Raw genomic sequence first — 15,167 nt, 5'->3', positions numbered from 1 at the left:
GCAGCTCAGGGGAGCCGTGAGTTGGGAGGGTAAATAACTTATCAGCCAAACCTTATCACTGCGACGCCCCTGGGCGGCATCACGGCCTTGCCCTCCCTCACCTGCGAGTTGCCGGCGACCAGGTCGCCCTTGACCGGCAGCGAGGCCGTCAGCTCGCCCGGCCAGTGGCTTATCATGAAGGCGAGTCCCCTGCTGCCATCGCTCAAGACCTGGACCTCAACCCTGGGGTCGTCGCTGGCGGTGGGCTCAACGCCAGCCTGCACGGCTAGGGCCCTGTAGAGGGCGGCGTAGGGCGACCAGTCGCTCACGTAATACAGGTCCGCCAGCACGGCCTCAAGCGGGAACAGCGACAGGATCATCCTTCCGCCGCCCCTCCTGGCGGCAAATGCTATTGGCCTGCCGTTGGCCGTTGCCATTACCTCAGCGTCCACGGGCCTGACGTCATAGGTCAGCACGGGCTGCTGAAGCCCAACTGTAACCTCGTGCCCCGCCCTCAGGTCGCCGAGGTCCGCCTCGAGCCTCAGCCTGACAGAGCCCTCAAGCCTCACGCCAGGGGAGCCCACCCTCAGGGCGGGCTCAACGCCAAAGAGCTCGCCCCACATGTGAGTGGCCGACTCGTGCATGAAAACCATCTGGCCGAGGCCCCTGAGAAGCGAAACGTAGACGAGCCTCCCGCCCTCGGCAAGCCTGAGCAGCCTCCTCCAGGTCACGGTGAGCCCGCTTATGGTTGAGGGGAACATAACAAGCTTCCTCGGGTCGTCCTCCCTGAGCTCGGGCTCATACCTTATCGATGCCTGGGCCCCCGCCATGGTTAGCAGCTGGTGGGCCAGCAGCGTCGGCCTGGCCACCTGGTAGAGGCCCCCGGCCCACCTCCTGTAGTCGGCGAACTGGTACTCGCCGAACACGTAGAAGGGGGCCACTATCAGCGCCTTTGAGCTCCTCCTGAGGCCCTCAAGTCCAAGGCCTTCAAGGGCCTCGAGCTCCCTTGAGAACCTCCTGAAGCTCTCGGCGGAGGGCTTAGGCCTTCCGTCCCTGTCGAACAGGCCGAAGCCAAGCTCAAGGGGCCTCCAGAGGTAGGGCGTGTCGGCCTCGTCAGGGAAGTCGGAGAAGCACCAGACGAAGGCCCCTGAGGCCCGGTGGGCCAGGGCCGCGTAGAGCGCCTCGTAGATGAAGGCGGCCCTGTCGGCCTCCGAGTACTGAAGGCTGCTGAAGCCGAACTCCTCGAGTATGACGGGGCTCTGGCCGTCGTCGGAGAACAGTTCAAGCATGCCAGAGTATAGGTAGCCGTGCCTGACTGGGTCGCTGTCGTAGAGGTACAGGTGGGGGCCCACGTAGTCGGTTATGCCCCTGACCAGGTGGGGCGTCTGCCCGTAGCTGTCAGGCACGTCGCCCGCGCTGAAGACGTGGCCGCTGTCCACTGAGCTTATGGCCTGCCTGACGGCCCTGAGCAGCGTCAGCTCCTCCTCAGGCCTCGAGGCCCTCCTCACCAGGCTCATCTCGTTGCTCAGTATCCAGCCCCCCAGGCCCCTGCTGTCCCTGACCCTCTCTGCCACCTGCCTGGCGAAGCTGGCGGCGCCCTCCACAGCCTTGGGCGAGTATATGTCGTTGTCTGGGGCCCACGGTATCCCCCAGTTCCTGCCGCTCATGTGGCCCACCAGGAGCGTCACGAAGCCGGCAATGTTGTTGTCGCCGAGCCTGTCAAGAAGCCACCTGAGCCTCTCAAGCTGCCGCTGGTCCACGTCGCCGCTGGAGCTCACGAAGTCCTGGTCAAGGAGGAACAGCCTCACGGCCCTGACCCCTATGGACTTCATGGCATTTATGTCTTCAAGCAAGGCACCCTCGTCCCAGTCCCTCCACATCCTTATGTTGGTCCTCCTTGGCCAGTAGTTGACCCCGAGCAGGAACCTGAAGGAGCCGTCGGTGACTACCAGGTTCCCCCTGGCCTCGGTCCTCAAGTTGGCCCACCAGGCGCGCAGCCATTGACAAAACTAAAAGGGTTGCTAATGCCCGCGCCTTAGAAGCGTGGCGGCGACCGCTGCTATTATGGCTATCAGCGCGCCGACGGCGAGGTACAGGTAGGCCTTGGCGGGCGACCGCGCGGCGGGCTGCTCCCTCATAATTGAAGCTATGTCGGTAGCGCTCACGCTGGCGGTGGTAGTAGAGTTGGACGAGGGGATAACAATTAAGGCCCTTCCCGAGTAAACGTCATCGGGGCTCGTGAAGTTAATTGTCATCTTTGAGCCCGCCGGCGCCACAGCTATTAGGAGGGGCATCGGGCTGAACAGGCCCCCGCCCGCGCCAAAGCCCCCCACCTCGAGGGCAGCGTACACGTCGTCGCCCAGCGCTGACACGTAGCCGGTGCTAACGTAGTGGCCGCCGGTGACGTTGACCTCAAGCACTGGCAGGAGCGCGCCGTCAGCCAGCCTGTAGACTTTAAAGAAGTCAAGCGAGGAGGGCTGAGGGCCGAAGTCGCCGTACTCTTCTACAAAGTCCTGGTTGCCCTGGGTCACTATCATGACAAAGAGCAGGGAGCGATGGCTTGGAAGCCGCGAGGTTGCGGCCAGGGTCACCTGGCCAAGGTCGTTAACCCTGTAGATTTGCAGCGTGGAGAGGTTGTAGAGCGCCAGGAGGTCCCCCTGGGCGTTAGCGAACAGGAGGCCCTTCATGCTCAGGTTAGCCAGCACCTCGAAGCCCTGCTGGGTGACGTTTACAAGCTCCACGCTGCCGACGCCGCGCATGGAGCTGGGCCTCGCGAGCGCCAGGTAGCCCTGCCCCGTGACACCGGCTATGAGCGCTCCAGGGACGCTGACGTTTATGATAACCCTGCCGGAGGGCGTGACCTCCAGGAGCCTGACGCCGCTCAGGGATTGGCTAAACCTTGGGCTCCACAGCACGTAGAAGACATCATTGACCTCGACGAAGCCCCAGGGCATGCCGCCGCTCACGAGCGTTAAGGGCTTTGACCAGCGGCCGTCGTAATAACAGGAGTACCTAAGCGAGCCCGTCGTGCTGTTTGAGAGGTGAAGCCCTCCCGACAGGTAGGCCCACGCAAGGCACAACTTGCCATGGTCCGTGAAGGCGTAGAGCCTCGTGGCATTAACTAGGGGTAAATCCTTTTTCATTATAATTCATTACAATAGAAATCCTTTTATATCTATTCATTATCACTAATCTAGCAGGGTTTGCCTGAGTGGAGAGGCTGCTGAGGCCTAAGGAGGCCTGCCAGCTCCTAGGGATATCATACTCAACGCTCCTGCGGTGGATCAGGGAGGGGAAGATAAGGGCGGCAACAACTGAGGGCGGCAGGTACAGGATACCTTACAGCGAGGTAAAGAGGTACTTGGAGGGGAGGGAGGGGACAAGGGCGGTAATCTACGCAAGGGTCTCGTCAGCAGACCAGAGGGAGGACCTGGAGAGGCAGATAAACTACCTCACTAACTACGCGACGGCAAAAGGTTACAGGGTAGTTGAAGTGCTAAAGGACGTCGCCAGCGGGCTCAACACGCAAAGGAAAGGGCTGCTCAAACTGTTCAAGCTGGTCGAGGGGAGGGGCGTAGACGTCGTGTTAATAACATACAAGGACAGGCTGACGAGGTTCGGCTTCGAGTACATCGAAGAGTTCTTCTCGGCAATGGGCGTCAGGGTCGAGGCAGTTTTCGGCGAGGAGCCGAAAGACGCCGCGCAGGAACTCGTGGAGGACTTAATCTCCGTTATCACGTCGTTCGCTGGCAAGATTTACGGAGTGAGGAGCCACAAGAAGACGGCCCTCGTCCAGGGAGTAAAAAAGCTGTTGGGTGAGCTGAGTGGAGCGGACGGTTAAGCTGAGGGTCAAAGTTGACCACGCCACGTATTCAGCACTTAAGGAGGTCGAGAGGGAGTACAGGGAGATCCTTGAGGACGCAGTAGACTACGGGCTTCGGAACAGCACGACGTCGTTCACTAGGATCAAAGCAGGCGTTTACAGAGTTGAAAGGGAGAAGCATAAGGACTTACCGTCTCACTACATCTACACGGCCTGCGAGGACGCGAGCGAGAGGCTGGACAGCTTCAAGAAGCTCAAGAGGAGGGGCAGGGCCTACACCGACAGGCCTTCGGTGAGGAGGGTCACCGTCCACTTGGACGACCACCTCTGGAGGTTCAGCCTCGACGAGATCTCGATAGCGACAAAGGGAGGAAAGGTTCGCATCTCGCCCACGTTCCATAAGCTCTTCTGGAGGTACTACAACGGCGGCTGGAGGATAGCGGGCGAGGCCAGGTTCAGGCTCGCAAAGGGCAACGTGGTTGAGCTGTTCATAGTCTTCAAGAAGGAAGAGCCGAAGCCTTATGAGCCGAAGGGCTTCACCCCAGTAGACCTTAACGAGGGCTCGGCCTCCGTGCTTGTTGGCGGGAGGCCGATCCTCTTGGAGACCAACATCAAGAAGATCACCCTGGGCTACGAGTACAGGAGGAAGAGGGTACAGAGCGGCAGATCCACTGAGGACAGGGACGTCAGGAGGAGGCTAAAGAGGCTTAGGGAGAAGTACAGGAAGGCCGACATAAGGAGGAAGCTGGCGAGGCTTATCGTTAAGGAGGCCTTCGAGAGCAGGAGCGCGATAGTTTTAGAGGACCTGCCGAAGAGGGTTCCAGAGCACATGATAAAGGACGTGAAGGATCCCCAGCTCAGGCTGAGGATCTACCGCTCGGCGTTCTCCTCAACTAAGAACGCCATCATTGAGAAGGCCAGGGAGTTCGGCGTTCCCGTGGTCTTGGTGAGCCCCTCCTACACCTCTTCCACGTGCCCAGTCCACGGGTCGAGGATCGTCTACCGACCCGATGGGGGCGCTGCCCCGAGGGTCGGAGTCTGCGAGAAGGGAGGGGAGAGGTGGCACAGGGACGTCGTGGCGTTATACAACCTGAGGAGGAGGGCTGGGGATGTGAGCCCAGTGCCGTTGGGCTCGAAGGAGTCCCATGACCCGCCTGCCGTTGGGCTAGGCAGGTGGCTGAGGGCTAAGTCCCTACGCCTGATCGTGAGTGAACTTAAAATGATTGAGATGAAGGCGTAGGGACAAACGGCACGGGGGGCAGCGGCGCAGGCGACGCGTACCCCTCGTTGAGGACGTAGCCGCCCATGTTGGTGGTGTTGTCGCCGACCAGGTAGGTGTAGTAGATGTACAGGGACCCGCGGTAGGCCAAAAGGCTGACCTGCCCTGACAGGGCCAGAGGGCTGACCACGATTAAGCTAACCGGCGCGGCGCTGGCGACGCCAATCAGCAAGGAGGCCAGGGCTGCGGCCTCAAGGACAACAACGGCCAGGAGCTTGATTAACTTCACATTTACCTCCGGCGGTTTTGCGGCCGGGCTAAGTTAAATGTACAGCGGGGCTCACAGTGGGCTGCATCAACGGCCGCTTAGCTACTAGCAGCTTCTAAAGGCCAGTGTCGATGCCCAGCTCGTCTACAACCGCCTCAAGTTCCCTGGTGAAGCCGCTGAGCTGCAGCACGGGCACCACGGCGACCCCGTTGACAACCTTTGGCAGGTCCTCCCTGAGGACCACCAGGGCTGGCAGCAGCCTCCTTGGCATGTCTGGGAGCCCGAGGGACCCCCAGAGGGCTATCAGCCTCCTGGCCCTCTCAGCGTGCCTTAAGGCCGCCTCCGCTATCCTTGAAGGTGAGCTCGACCTGTAGGACCACCTCTTGCAGTCAACGACGACGCCTCGGTCGCCCTCAAGGCCAAGCACGTCGACCTCGAGGCCTCCCCTGCCCGGCACCCTGAGGTTCCTCCACACGCGGAGGCCGGCCTCGCTCAGGGCCTCCGCCACCAGCCCCTCAAAGTCCCTCCAGCTGAGGAGCCTTGACACGGCCTCCGGGTCAGCCCCGAGCCTCACAGCCGCTGCCGCCAGGAGGGCCCTGTTGAGGGGGCACGCGGAATCTCCCTCAAGCCTCAGGCCGCCGACCTCCTCCATCCTGCTCAGGTAGGCCTGGACAACGTCACGGCTGAGCCCGGCCCTCGAAGCGACGTCGCTCAGGGGCACGCAGCCCTCAGAGCCCAGCAGGGCCAGGGCGACGTCGGTGGCGGGGCCCAGCAACGGCGGTCCCGGCGCTGGCTCAGAGGCTCGCCCTTATAGCCATAGCCCTTATGTGGGAGACCTTAATGTAGAAGAGCTTCATGAGCAGGCTGACCGCGTAGAGCCCCCTGCTGGTGGGCACTATGCTCCTCCCCGTGTCCTTGACGAGCCCGAGCAGCTCCATTAAGAGCAGCTCCCTCGGCATGGCCCTGTAGACGCCCCTCCCGAACTTCCTCCTGAAGCCGTCCTTGTCAAGCCCGAGGCCGTAGAGGCCGTAAAGCGCGTAGAGCCTCTCCTCCTCTTCCCTGCTGAGCCTCCTGGCAAGGCTTACGGTTGGCTCTCCCTTGGCCACGAGCGACTCATACTTAGATATGTTGAATGTGTTGGCCGTGAAGAGCCCCCTGAGGTGGCTCATGGCCCCCGCCCCGACACCAACGAAGAGGTCTGAGTCCACTATGTACTCATCACTGAGGCCGCCGGACGACTTAGAGAAACACCAGGCCGTCAGTTGGGTCAGGCCAAGCCTCCTGGCCTGGCTGACGGCGAGCCTGTAGAGGGCCCTCTCCCTTTTCTCACTGCACGGGCAAACGGTGGCCGGCTCCCTTATTGAAGGCATGAGGGGGTAGAGGGTCAGCTGGTTTGCCTTGCTGTTGTAGAACGCCTCGACCTCGTCAATGAGGTCCCCCTCCCTCTGCCCGGGGTAGTTGAAGATTATGTCAACGTTGACTGTCTTTACCCTGGAGCAGGCCTCTATGGTCGAGAGTATGGCCTCCGAGCTTATCCTGGGCCTCCCAAGCCTGGCAAGCCTGTCCGGGAAGAAGGACTGGACCCCAAGCGATATCCTCGTGACCCCGGCGGAGGCCAGCATCGAGACCTTGTTGTCGTCAACGTCATAGGGCGAGCCCTCGACAGAGGCCTCCACGGCCCCCTGGTAGGACCTTATAACGTCGAGGAGCTCGCACACGCCCTCGGTCAGCATGGTGGGGGTGCCCCCTCCCACGTAGACCTCAGGGAAGCGGGCGCCCTCCCAGCGGCTCATGAGGCCCTCGACCTCAGCCGTCAGGGACTTGACGTAGGCCCTGGCAGCAGCCTCCCTGTAGGGGACGCTGAAGAACACGCAGAAGGGGCACATGAAGGGGCAGAAGGGGACGTGAACGTAGAGGGGCAGGGGGCCCTCGGGCTCCGACAGCTCAAGGCCGTCGACCAGCTCAACGTTAAAATTAAATCTGTCCATCATCTTTTTAACAAAGCTCTCAAACGTGAGCTGTCCCCTGTATAAGTTAGTCCTGGGAGAGATAAAAGCTTTCTATGTTAAGAGAAAACGGCGCTGTCGGGCGACTGAGGGCCTGGCCTTAGGGAGCGAGGTCGCCAACAAGCTTGGCTAACGCGTCAGGTCCCAGGGCCCTCAGGCTCGCCCTTATCACGGCCCTCAGCGCCTCGGTGGGCTGCCTCATGGAGAAGTCCCTCAGGCCGCCCTCGTACCACTCGTAGCTTATGCCCCTCACTACAACCACAGGTATTGACTCGCTCGTCTGCCTCGCCAGCAGGGCGGCGGAGGCGCAGACCTCGTTAGCAATATGGTCGACGCCGCCGTACTTGGGCACCCCGTTCCTGTCGGGCTTCCCAAAGCCCCTGTCGACGGGCCTTATGCCGTAGGAGCCTATGGCCCTGTCAGTCGAGGCGCCGGCCACGCTGACCTCCGTGTCGCAGAGGACGACGGCCACCCTGGCGCCGCACCTCGAGGCTATGCTGTTAGAGAGCTCCCTGGCCTCGGCGTCCGGGTCTGGGGGAGGCACTGCGTAGAGGCCCCCGGGCACGTTGGAGGCGTCTATGCCCGCGTCAGTCCATATCATGCCTGAGCGCCTCACTATGAAGAGGTAGGGGAACCTCTCAAGGGCCCTCCTGGCGGCCTCCGCGTCATACGCCACGTCCTCGAGCCTCAGCACGCCAGAGTCGTAGAGCTCCTTTACAGGTATGACGCCAAGAACGTCGTCGCTCTGGCTTAGCACAAGCTCAACCCACCTGGGGTCCATGCCCAGGGCCGACGCTATCCTAATGGCCCTCTCGCTCGGCCTCACCTTACTGACGTCAAGCAGGTAGCCCTTGGCCTTGGACACGACCTTGCTGGCCACCGCTACCACGTCGCGGTCCCGGAGGCTTACGGAGGAGCATATGAGTGAGGCCAGGTCGTCGCCCTTCCTGACCTCGGGCAGCTCGACGCCTATGAGGGACGCCTCCCTCAAGGGACTCCCCCAGTCCCAGTGGCCAGGAGGTAATTATGGCTCGCCAGACCTTGAGTACAGCGCTATGGCGGCCGCTATGGGGACCACAGCCCACGCCGCCAGGGAGGCGGCGGCCTCGGAGTAGCTGACGCCTGACTGAAGCAGCGAGGAGACCCCCAGGTAGCCGCTTATGATGGAGCCCGCGGCCCCCAGGGGCCCAGCGTAGACGAGCCAGGGCCGCTGCGCTATGGCGGCCGCTATAAAGCTGAAATTGAACAGGTAGAGGACTATATAAAGGATGACGGCTATGGCTATGAAGTGCCCCCTGGTGGCCGCGGAGACGAGGTAGAGGAGCGAGTAAAACGCCGCCGCGCTTGCAAAGGAGGCAGCGAAGACCACGAGCGCGTCGCTTAGGGTCACCACGGGCCCAGCCATGAGGTAAACTATGAGCCCCAGGGCCGCTGAGGCCAGCAGCGCTGAGATCAGCAGGGCCAGGAGGCCGGCGGAGTACCTTGAGGTCAGCAGCTGTCCCTTGGTTATGGGCCTGGCCAGGAGGAACTCTATGGCCCTGGTTGACCTGAGCCTCGCGAACAGGTCATTGGTCAGGAACAGGGCTACGAGTGGCAGGAACTCGGCCATTATGTTGGCAGCTGTGGCCATGGGCTGGAAGGCCACTGACTTGAGCTCCAGCTCAGGCGGCATGAGCTCTGTGGTCTCATTTGTCGCGGAGCTCGAGTTAACGGGCACCGCGGTGATAACCACCGCGGGCTCAGGCCCTACCTTGACCTCGGCCCTCCATATGCCGGGCCCGTACTCGCCCAGGTACTGCGCGGCCGTGTAATTGATTATCCTGCCCCTGAGCCCGAGCTCCGCCTGGCGCACGTAGACCTTGAACTCCCTGGCCCCAGGCTCGGGGTAGACGCTGAAGAACAGCGTCGCCCTGCCCGCCCTCAGGTTGACGTTAACCAGCGCCGCGGTGCCCAACATAACTGACCTGTTGGCTCCGTTCACGTAGACGGGCCCTATTCCCACTCCGCTCCCAATCAGGACGTAGCCGCTGGAGTTGGTGACCAAGACGCCCGGCGACGAGTTGGGGTATATCACGTAGATCCTTGCGTTGCCCAGGGGGCTCCCGGAGGGGCTGAGCAGGAGGCCCAGCGAGCTGCCGTTGTGGAAGGGCTCGATCACAATGTAGTAGGGCGCTATTGACCTCGACAGGCTGAGCTCCAGGTAAGCTATGCCGGCGCCCAGGGCAACCACCGCTATCACTATTATGATCAGGGCCTTGTTGAGGAGCGACCTCCTCAGGTCGTAGAGCGCCGCCCCCTTCAACTCCCCTCACCCCCTATGAGGGAGAAGAAGTACTCCTCCAGGCCGCCGACCTGGGTCACCTGCATGACCTTGTAGCCCCTGGCCACCAGCTGCGACGTCACCTGGTCAGGGCTCGCCCCTGAGACCTCGAAGGAGTCCCTGCCCATCGCCCTGGCCTTGCCGAGCTGCGAGAGCACGTCAAGGACCTTGTCGTCAGGGTTAGCGACGACTACCTTCACGGCTGCCCTGGCCTCAGCCATTATCTCATCCATGGCCTTCACTGCTATCGCCCTGCCCCTGTGTATGAAGACCACCCTGTTGGCCACGTTCTGCACCTCGCTCAGTATGTGCGAGGAGAACAGTATTGCCTTGCCCCCCTGCCTTGAGTCGAGGGCGAACTTCCTGAAGAACGCTATGCCCTGGGGGTCAAGGCCGTTGAGCACCTCGTCAAAGAGGTAGTTGTCAGGGTCAGATATCATGGAGGCCGCCAGGGCGAACCTCTTCCTCATTCCCTGGGAGTACTCCCTGAGCCTCCTGCCCTCCGCGCCCGAGAGGCCCACCTCGGCCAGGAGCCTCTCGGCTAGCTCATCTGCCTGCCTCCCAGTTATGTTATAGTAGCCCGCCAGGTAGACCAGGTAGTCCTTGGCCCTGAAGTCGTCCTCGAAGTTGGGCAGCTCCGGCACCCACCCGACCCTCCTTGACGCCTCGACCTTGTCGCTCACAATGCTTATGCCGTCTATTATCGCGTCCCCGGAGGTAGGCCTCAGCACCCCGGCCGTGACCTTTATTGTCGTTGTCTTGCCGGCGCCGTTAAGGCCAACCAGGCCGACCACCTCGCCGTTGTTGACGGAGAACGTAACGTGCTCAATCCCTCGGGCCCTTCCATAATACTTTGTCAAGTCCTTGAGTTCTATCAAATTCAGACGCCACTCCCTGCTCCGCTTGAGACGCTAATAAACGCTGGCCCGGGACCTACGCCCTGAAAAGCATCACGAGGCCAAGGATCACTAGCCCCGCGGCCCCGGCGTAGTCAAGCCACGGCGAGGATATTATGGCGTAACCGAAGCTGTAGCCCAGCCAGGCCAGGAGGGAGTTCCAGGCCACCGAGCCCGCCAGGGTGTACGCCAGAAACCTTGCAACGGCCATCCTGAAGAGCCCAGGAGGGGCTGATATGTACGTCCTCACGGCGGGCAGCACCCTGCCAACTATAACGGCCAGGCCTCCCCTGCTGGCGAAGAACTCCTCGGCCCTCCTCAGCTCCTCCCTGCCTATGCCAAGGGTCGATGAGTACCTGTAGAGGAGCCCTCTCCCGCCCTCCCTTGCTATAAAGTAAAGCGCTGCTGACCCCAGCAGGTTGCCGGCAGTTGACGCCAGGACCACGCTGATGAGCCCCTGCGGCGACCTGAAGTGAAGGGCCGCCAGGGGGACGACGACCTCGCTTGGCACTGGTATGGCAGCGCTTTCAAGGGCCATGAGCCCCGCGACCCCCGCGTAGCCCAGCCTGCCTATGGCGAGCTCCGTCAGCCCTGCAATATACGATATCAGCGCCGAGTCAGGCCTCACGGCCTTGAACGCTGCCAGCCCGGCGCCAACTGCTATTACTGCGACGGCGAGCCAGCGGACGGCGTTCAATTGTTCTCCCATACGTGGTACCTACGCAGGGCATTTTAATTGTAGGCCTGCGCCTCGGCAACGCTTGATAAAAAACGGCAATACCTACGTGTATACATGTCAGGCTTTTAACTCTCAGGGCTGTGGCTAAAAGGTGTGAATGAAATGAGCTCGAGGTCCTTGAGCTCAGCGGCCATAGCGGCCATAGTTATAGTCATCGTGGTGGTCGCCGCCGTTGGCGGCTACCTCGCGTACGTCTCGACGAGGCACCACGTGACCACGACAACGCCGACCACTACCACAACCAGCGTGACGACGCCGATAACGACAACTACAACTACAACGGTCACTACCATAACGTTCTACACGTGGTGGGCCACTGAGGGCAGGATAGCGTTAGACCACGTCATCAACGCCTTTGAGGCCGCCTACCCCCAGTACGTGATAAGCCCTGAGGTCATACCAGGCGCTGGCGGCACCAACGCGAAGTTCGTGGTGCTTGGCATGATGGCGGCCGGCAAGCCCCCCGCGGCCTTCCAGGCCGACACGGGCCCCCTGATAGCCTCCTACGTGCTCGCCGCCCCCAGCGGGGCGAGGAGCTTCGTCAACTTCACGCCGATAATGATGAGCATGAAGGGCCTCTGGGACAATGTGGTGCCTGCGGTAGTTGAGGCCAGCGCCTACAACGGCACAATGCCCTCGGCGCCCATAGACCTCGAGAGAGGGGCGCTGCTGTTCATCAACATGAAGGCGCTAAGGCAGTACAACCTGCCGCTGCCAACAAACATGAGCACGCTCATCTACGACACCGTTCAGCTGGCCGAGCACGGCGTCACCCCGTGGATGGTGCCAGGCGCGGACGGCGGCTGGGACCAGCTGGAGCTCTGGAACAACATATATCTGTCCCTGCTGGTCCAGAACTTTGGACCCGTCGGAGGCGCCAGGGTATACCTTGAGACCATGTACGGCGTTGTTGACCTTGGCAACTCCACCATACAGAGCATAATAAACGAGACTGACTACCTCTTCCTCAACTTCACCTCCTACGACTACCCCGGCTGGCAGGACCTCACCTGGACCCAGGGCCTCAGCGACCTCATTGATGGGAAGGCCGTGTTCCAGGCCAACGGGAACTGGGTGCCGCCCTACGCGTACGACTATGACAACACCACCATATACCCTGCCACCGAGCCCTACATAAGCTGGCCCAACGTGACCGTGGTCGCCGAGCCGTTCCCGGGCACACAGGAGGTCTACGCGATAGCCATAGGCTCCATAGGCGTGCCCGCAGGGTTCCCGACCACCCAGGAGGGCGTCACGTTCGCCGAGTTCTTCATGTCCTACCAGGGGCAGGTGACGTGGGGCACGTGGAAGGCGGTGCCCATGTACAAGAACGCGACCTCGCCGAAGTGGTGGTCATTCGCGCCTTCAAGGTACGTCGACTGGGAGCAGGCCATATCGACGCCGCCCGACCAGTTCGTGTGGTGGATGCCCGACGGGGGCACCTTCGCTGACGTCTTCGGCACCTGGATATCTCAGCTCCTGGCCCTGCAGGAGGTGGGGAAGCCCTACATACCTGTCTACAACAGCCAGTTCGCCTCAATGATGCACGAGGAGTGCAGCGAGTGGTATGCCGCCGCCAAGGCAGGCCTCGGCTACCTGGGCCTCTCGGGCAAGCCCTTCGACGGCTACTACCCGCCCTGGGTCATAGCCTCGACGAACTCCGTGAACACGAGCTACGTGTGCCCGACGTACTCACTGCCGTGAGGTGGCGGCATCCCAACGTCTTTTTTCCCTGAAGTCCTTGCCTCAACACTTCCTTTTTAACCTTCCCTCCTTTCCTTCACCCTCTCCCAGGGCTCCACATCGCCTTCAATTACGTAAAACAGCGGGTGCGGCCTCACCTCCCTGACGTTGACAAGCGCCCTGTACCTCTCTGGGTCCCTTGCCGTGAGCTTGGCGAGAAGGTGCCTGAACTCATAGGCAAGCTGCCCGCTTGTGACTGGGACCCTCTTCACTGAGGTGCTGTACTTAACGACCCTGCCCAGGTCAAACCTGTAGCCCCTCCTGACCCCCTCAAGGTAGACGTAGTAGAGGTAGCTGCCTATGTAGAGCACAGGGTCCCTGGTGGCACTGAACCTGAGCAGCTGCGGGTGGTTGACGTAGCCCCTGGTCATGCCCATCAACGCCCTCTGGGCCAGGAGGCCCTCCCTCCAGAGGGCTACAAGCCCCCTGGCGTCAAGGTATGACGGATCTATGGACCAGAGCCTCAACGCTCCCAGGCTCCCAGGCTGAGGCCGCGGGCCAAGCTAAAAGGCCCCGGGCCCATAACTCAGGGCGAGAGCTGGGAGCCTTGGATGTGGCTGACGAGAAGCAGTCGCTCAGGCAGATGATATGGGACCTCATGGAGAGGACCAACGTGGCCTCGTTTCCAAGGCCAGTCCACGGGAGGATACCCAACTTCGTGGGCTCCAGGAGGGCGGCCGAGAACCTGGCGTCAACAGAGGAGTTCAGGAGGGCCAGGGTAATCAAGGTCAACCCGGACTCCCCGCAGAGGCCTGTCAGGGAGCTGGCCCTGAGGGCCGGGAAGCTGGTGCTCGTGCCGACGCCGAGGCTGCGGGGCCAGTTCTACCTCCTTGACCCGTCCAGGGTGGACCCGGGCTACGCGTCCTCAATAACGGGCTTCACCAGGGTAGGCGAGAAGATAGACGTGGAGTCGGCGCCTAACATAGACCTTATAGTGGTCGGCTCCGTGGCCGTGTCGCCGGGCGGCTTCAGGGTGGGCAAGGGGGAGGGCTACAGCGAGCTCGAGTACGCCATGTTGAGGGAGATGGGGAAGGTGAGCGACTCCACGCCAATAGCCACCACAGTGCACGACGTTCAGGTAGTCAGCGACGTCCCCCACATGCCCTACGACGTGCCTGTTGACATAATAGCGACTCCCACCAGGGTCATAAGGGTGTCGCCGAGGCGGCCCAGGCCCCCCGGGCTGCTCATGGAGTACCTGAGCGACGGGAAGGTTCAGGACACGCCGTACCTTAAGGCCTACCTCCAGAGGACTGGAAGGTGGCCGAGGAGGTCATAATTGGTCGGCGACAGGGAGCTGGCGGCCAGGTATGACTACGGCGCAGAGGCCTACGACGAGCTCTACGGCCAGGAGCAGGTAGAGAAGTACGAGGTCGGCCTCAGGCTCCTGCCGCCCAGGGGCAGAGTTATTGACGTGGGCTGCGGCACGGGGCTCCTGCTGGAGTACATGGCATCCACGGGCCTCATGAGCGACGTGGAAGAGCTAGTGTGCGTCGACATCAGCGGCTCCATGCTCTCGCTGGCGTCCAGGAGGATATCGGCCCTGTGCCCTGAAAGGTGCGCGGCCATCATAGCTAACGCTGAGGCCCTGCCCTTCAGGGACGCGACGTTCGACGTGGCCTACTCCTTCTCTGTGGTGAACCTCCTCGAGTACCCCGCGGCGGCCGTCGCGGAGATAGCCAGGGTCTCCAGGTCCTCGCTGGTCACCCTGGTCCCCAGGGTGAGCGACTACAGGCCGGGCGGCTGGAGGCGCGCGGGCATGGCCGGGAAGGACGAGGCCTACGTGAGGCCTTAGGCGCCTATTATGGGCAGGGGCACCTCCCTGCCGCTGTTCATGTAGGCGTAGGCCACGGCCGTTATGGCCAGGTTTATGAGGACCACGAGCAGGCTCACTACCTCGGTGGTCACGTCAAGGTTTGACTGCACCAGCAGCCAGGCGATCACGACGTTAAATATGACGCTCACGGCAAGCATGGACCTCCTGTAGCCGGCCATGGTGAGGCCGAGGGAGCCGGCCATGCCTATCAGTATGAATATCATGCCGCCAAAGAAGGTGTAGAAGTCATGCCTTAGGGCAGGCCCTCCCACGGCCAGGGCCACCAGGAGGAAGACTATGGCTATGATCAGGTCCGCGAGCAGGGCCCCGACCATCAGGTAGGTCGAGTACTTCAAGC

The 15,167-nt window shown here is 61.8% G+C and carries 16 protein-coding genes; 5 read left to right on the top strand and 11 right to left on the bottom strand.

The window, feature by feature from the left end:
- Positions 1-41: 41 nt before the first annotated feature.
- The gene (locus ASAC_RS03685; protein WP_013266652.1) at positions 42-1,955 is read right to left on the bottom strand and encodes a glycoside hydrolase 5 family protein; all 1,914 of its coding nucleotides are present in this window, start codon (positions 1,953-1,955) and stop codon (positions 42-44) included.
- A 45-nt stretch (positions 1,956-2,000) separates the two neighbouring features.
- Positions 2,001-3,122, bottom strand: a complete 1,122-nt coding sequence (locus ASAC_RS03680; RefSeq protein WP_013266651.1) for a hypothetical protein — start codon at positions 3,120-3,122, stop codon at positions 2,001-2,003.
- A 68-nt stretch (positions 3,123-3,190) separates the two neighbouring features.
- Here ASAC_RS03680 and ASAC_RS03675 point away from each other — a divergent pair, with 68 nt between their 5' ends.
- Both ASAC_RS03675 and ASAC_RS03670 read left to right on the top strand, forming a co-directional pair.
- Positions 3,191-3,820: an IS607 family transposase gene (locus ASAC_RS03675; protein WP_013266650.1), complete on the top strand. Its 630-nt coding sequence runs from the start codon at positions 3,191-3,193 to the stop codon at positions 3,818-3,820.
- Positions 3,804-5,042: an RNA-guided endonuclease InsQ/TnpB family protein gene (locus tag ASAC_RS03670; protein WP_013266649.1), complete on the top strand. Its 1,239-nt coding sequence runs from the start codon at positions 3,804-3,806 to the stop codon at positions 5,040-5,042. Before ASAC_RS03675 ends, ASAC_RS03670 begins: the two co-directional genes overlap by 17 nt.
- Here ASAC_RS03670 and ASAC_RS03665 read toward each other — a convergent pair.
- The 7 genes from ASAC_RS03665 to ASAC_RS03635 all read right to left on the bottom strand — a co-directional run bounded on the left by ASAC_RS03665 (position 5,017) and on the right by ASAC_RS03635 (position 11,220).
- Positions 5,017-5,310, bottom strand: a complete 294-nt coding sequence (locus tag ASAC_RS03665; protein WP_013266648.1) for a hypothetical protein — start codon at positions 5,308-5,310, stop codon at positions 5,017-5,019. The genes ASAC_RS03670 and ASAC_RS03665 overlap by 26 nt on opposite strands.
- Before the next feature lie 94 nt (positions 5,311-5,404).
- Positions 5,405-6,064: a restriction endonuclease gene (locus ASAC_RS03660; protein ID WP_013266647.1), complete on the bottom strand. Its 660-nt coding sequence runs from the start codon at positions 6,062-6,064 to the stop codon at positions 5,405-5,407.
- A gap of 19 nt (positions 6,065-6,083) precedes the next feature.
- On the bottom strand, positions 6,084-7,280 hold the full coding sequence (locus tag ASAC_RS03655; RefSeq protein WP_013266646.1) for a radical SAM protein: 1,197 nt from the start codon (positions 7,278-7,280) through the stop codon (positions 6,084-6,086).
- 115 nt (positions 7,281-7,395) lie between these two features.
- A complete protein-coding gene (locus ASAC_RS03650) occupies positions 7,396-8,286 on the bottom strand; it encodes a coenzyme F420-0:L-glutamate ligase (protein ID WP_013266645.1) in 891 nt (296 codons plus the stop codon).
- Between the two features lie 33 nt (positions 8,287-8,319).
- Positions 8,320-9,597, bottom strand: a complete 1,278-nt coding sequence (locus ASAC_RS03645) for an ABC transporter permease subunit (protein ID WP_013266644.1) — start codon at positions 9,595-9,597, stop codon at positions 8,320-8,322.
- Positions 9,594-10,493, bottom strand: coding sequence for an ABC transporter ATP-binding protein (locus ASAC_RS03640; protein WP_013266643.1), 900 nt, complete (start codon positions 10,491-10,493; stop codon positions 9,594-9,596). Before ASAC_RS03640 ends, ASAC_RS03645 begins: the two co-directional genes overlap by 4 nt.
- 55 nt (positions 10,494-10,548) lie before the next feature.
- Positions 10,549-11,220, bottom strand: a complete 672-nt coding sequence (locus tag ASAC_RS03635) for a DedA family protein (protein ID WP_083774032.1) — start codon at positions 11,218-11,220, stop codon at positions 10,549-10,551.
- A 132-nt stretch (positions 11,221-11,352) separates the two neighbouring features.
- On the opposite strand from ASAC_RS03635, the gene glcS reads away from it, so the two are divergent.
- Positions 11,353-12,954 (top strand): glucose ABC transporter substrate-binding protein GlcS, encoded by a 1,602-nt coding sequence (gene glcS, locus ASAC_RS03630; protein ID WP_048812790.1) that lies wholly within the window; start codon positions 11,353-11,355, stop codon positions 12,952-12,954.
- Between the two features lie 56 nt (positions 12,955-13,010).
- Here the strand turns inward: glcS and ASAC_RS03625 are convergent, their stop codons facing one another.
- On the bottom strand, positions 13,011-13,460 hold the full coding sequence (locus ASAC_RS03625; protein ID WP_013266640.1) for a pyrimidine dimer DNA glycosylase/endonuclease V: 450 nt from the start codon (positions 13,458-13,460) through the stop codon (positions 13,011-13,013).
- 86 nt (positions 13,461-13,546) lie between these two features.
- Here ASAC_RS03625 and ASAC_RS03620 point away from each other — a divergent pair, with 86 nt between their 5' ends.
- Entirely contained in the window at positions 13,547-14,272 is a 726-nt protein-coding gene (locus ASAC_RS03620; RefSeq protein WP_013266639.1) for a 5-formyltetrahydrofolate cyclo-ligase, read from the top strand.
- The gene (locus ASAC_RS03615) at positions 14,273-14,788 is read left to right on the top strand and encodes a class I SAM-dependent methyltransferase (protein ID WP_013266638.1); all 516 of its coding nucleotides are present in this window, start codon (positions 14,273-14,275) and stop codon (positions 14,786-14,788) included.
- On the opposite strand, the gene ASAC_RS03610 is transcribed toward ASAC_RS03615, so the two are convergent.
- Positions 14,785-15,165 (bottom strand): hypothetical protein, encoded by a 381-nt coding sequence (locus ASAC_RS03610; RefSeq protein ID WP_013266637.1) that lies wholly within the window; start codon positions 15,163-15,165, stop codon positions 14,785-14,787. The genes ASAC_RS03615 and ASAC_RS03610 overlap by 4 nt on opposite strands.
- Positions 15,166-15,167 lie beyond the last annotated feature (2 nt).

The organism is Acidilobus saccharovorans 345-15 (assembly GCF_000144915.1).
GTDB classification, from domain to species: domain Archaea; phylum Thermoproteota; class Thermoprotei_A; order Sulfolobales; family Acidilobaceae; genus Acidilobus; species Acidilobus saccharovorans.
This window is presented reverse-complemented; position numbering and strand designations above follow the sequence as displayed.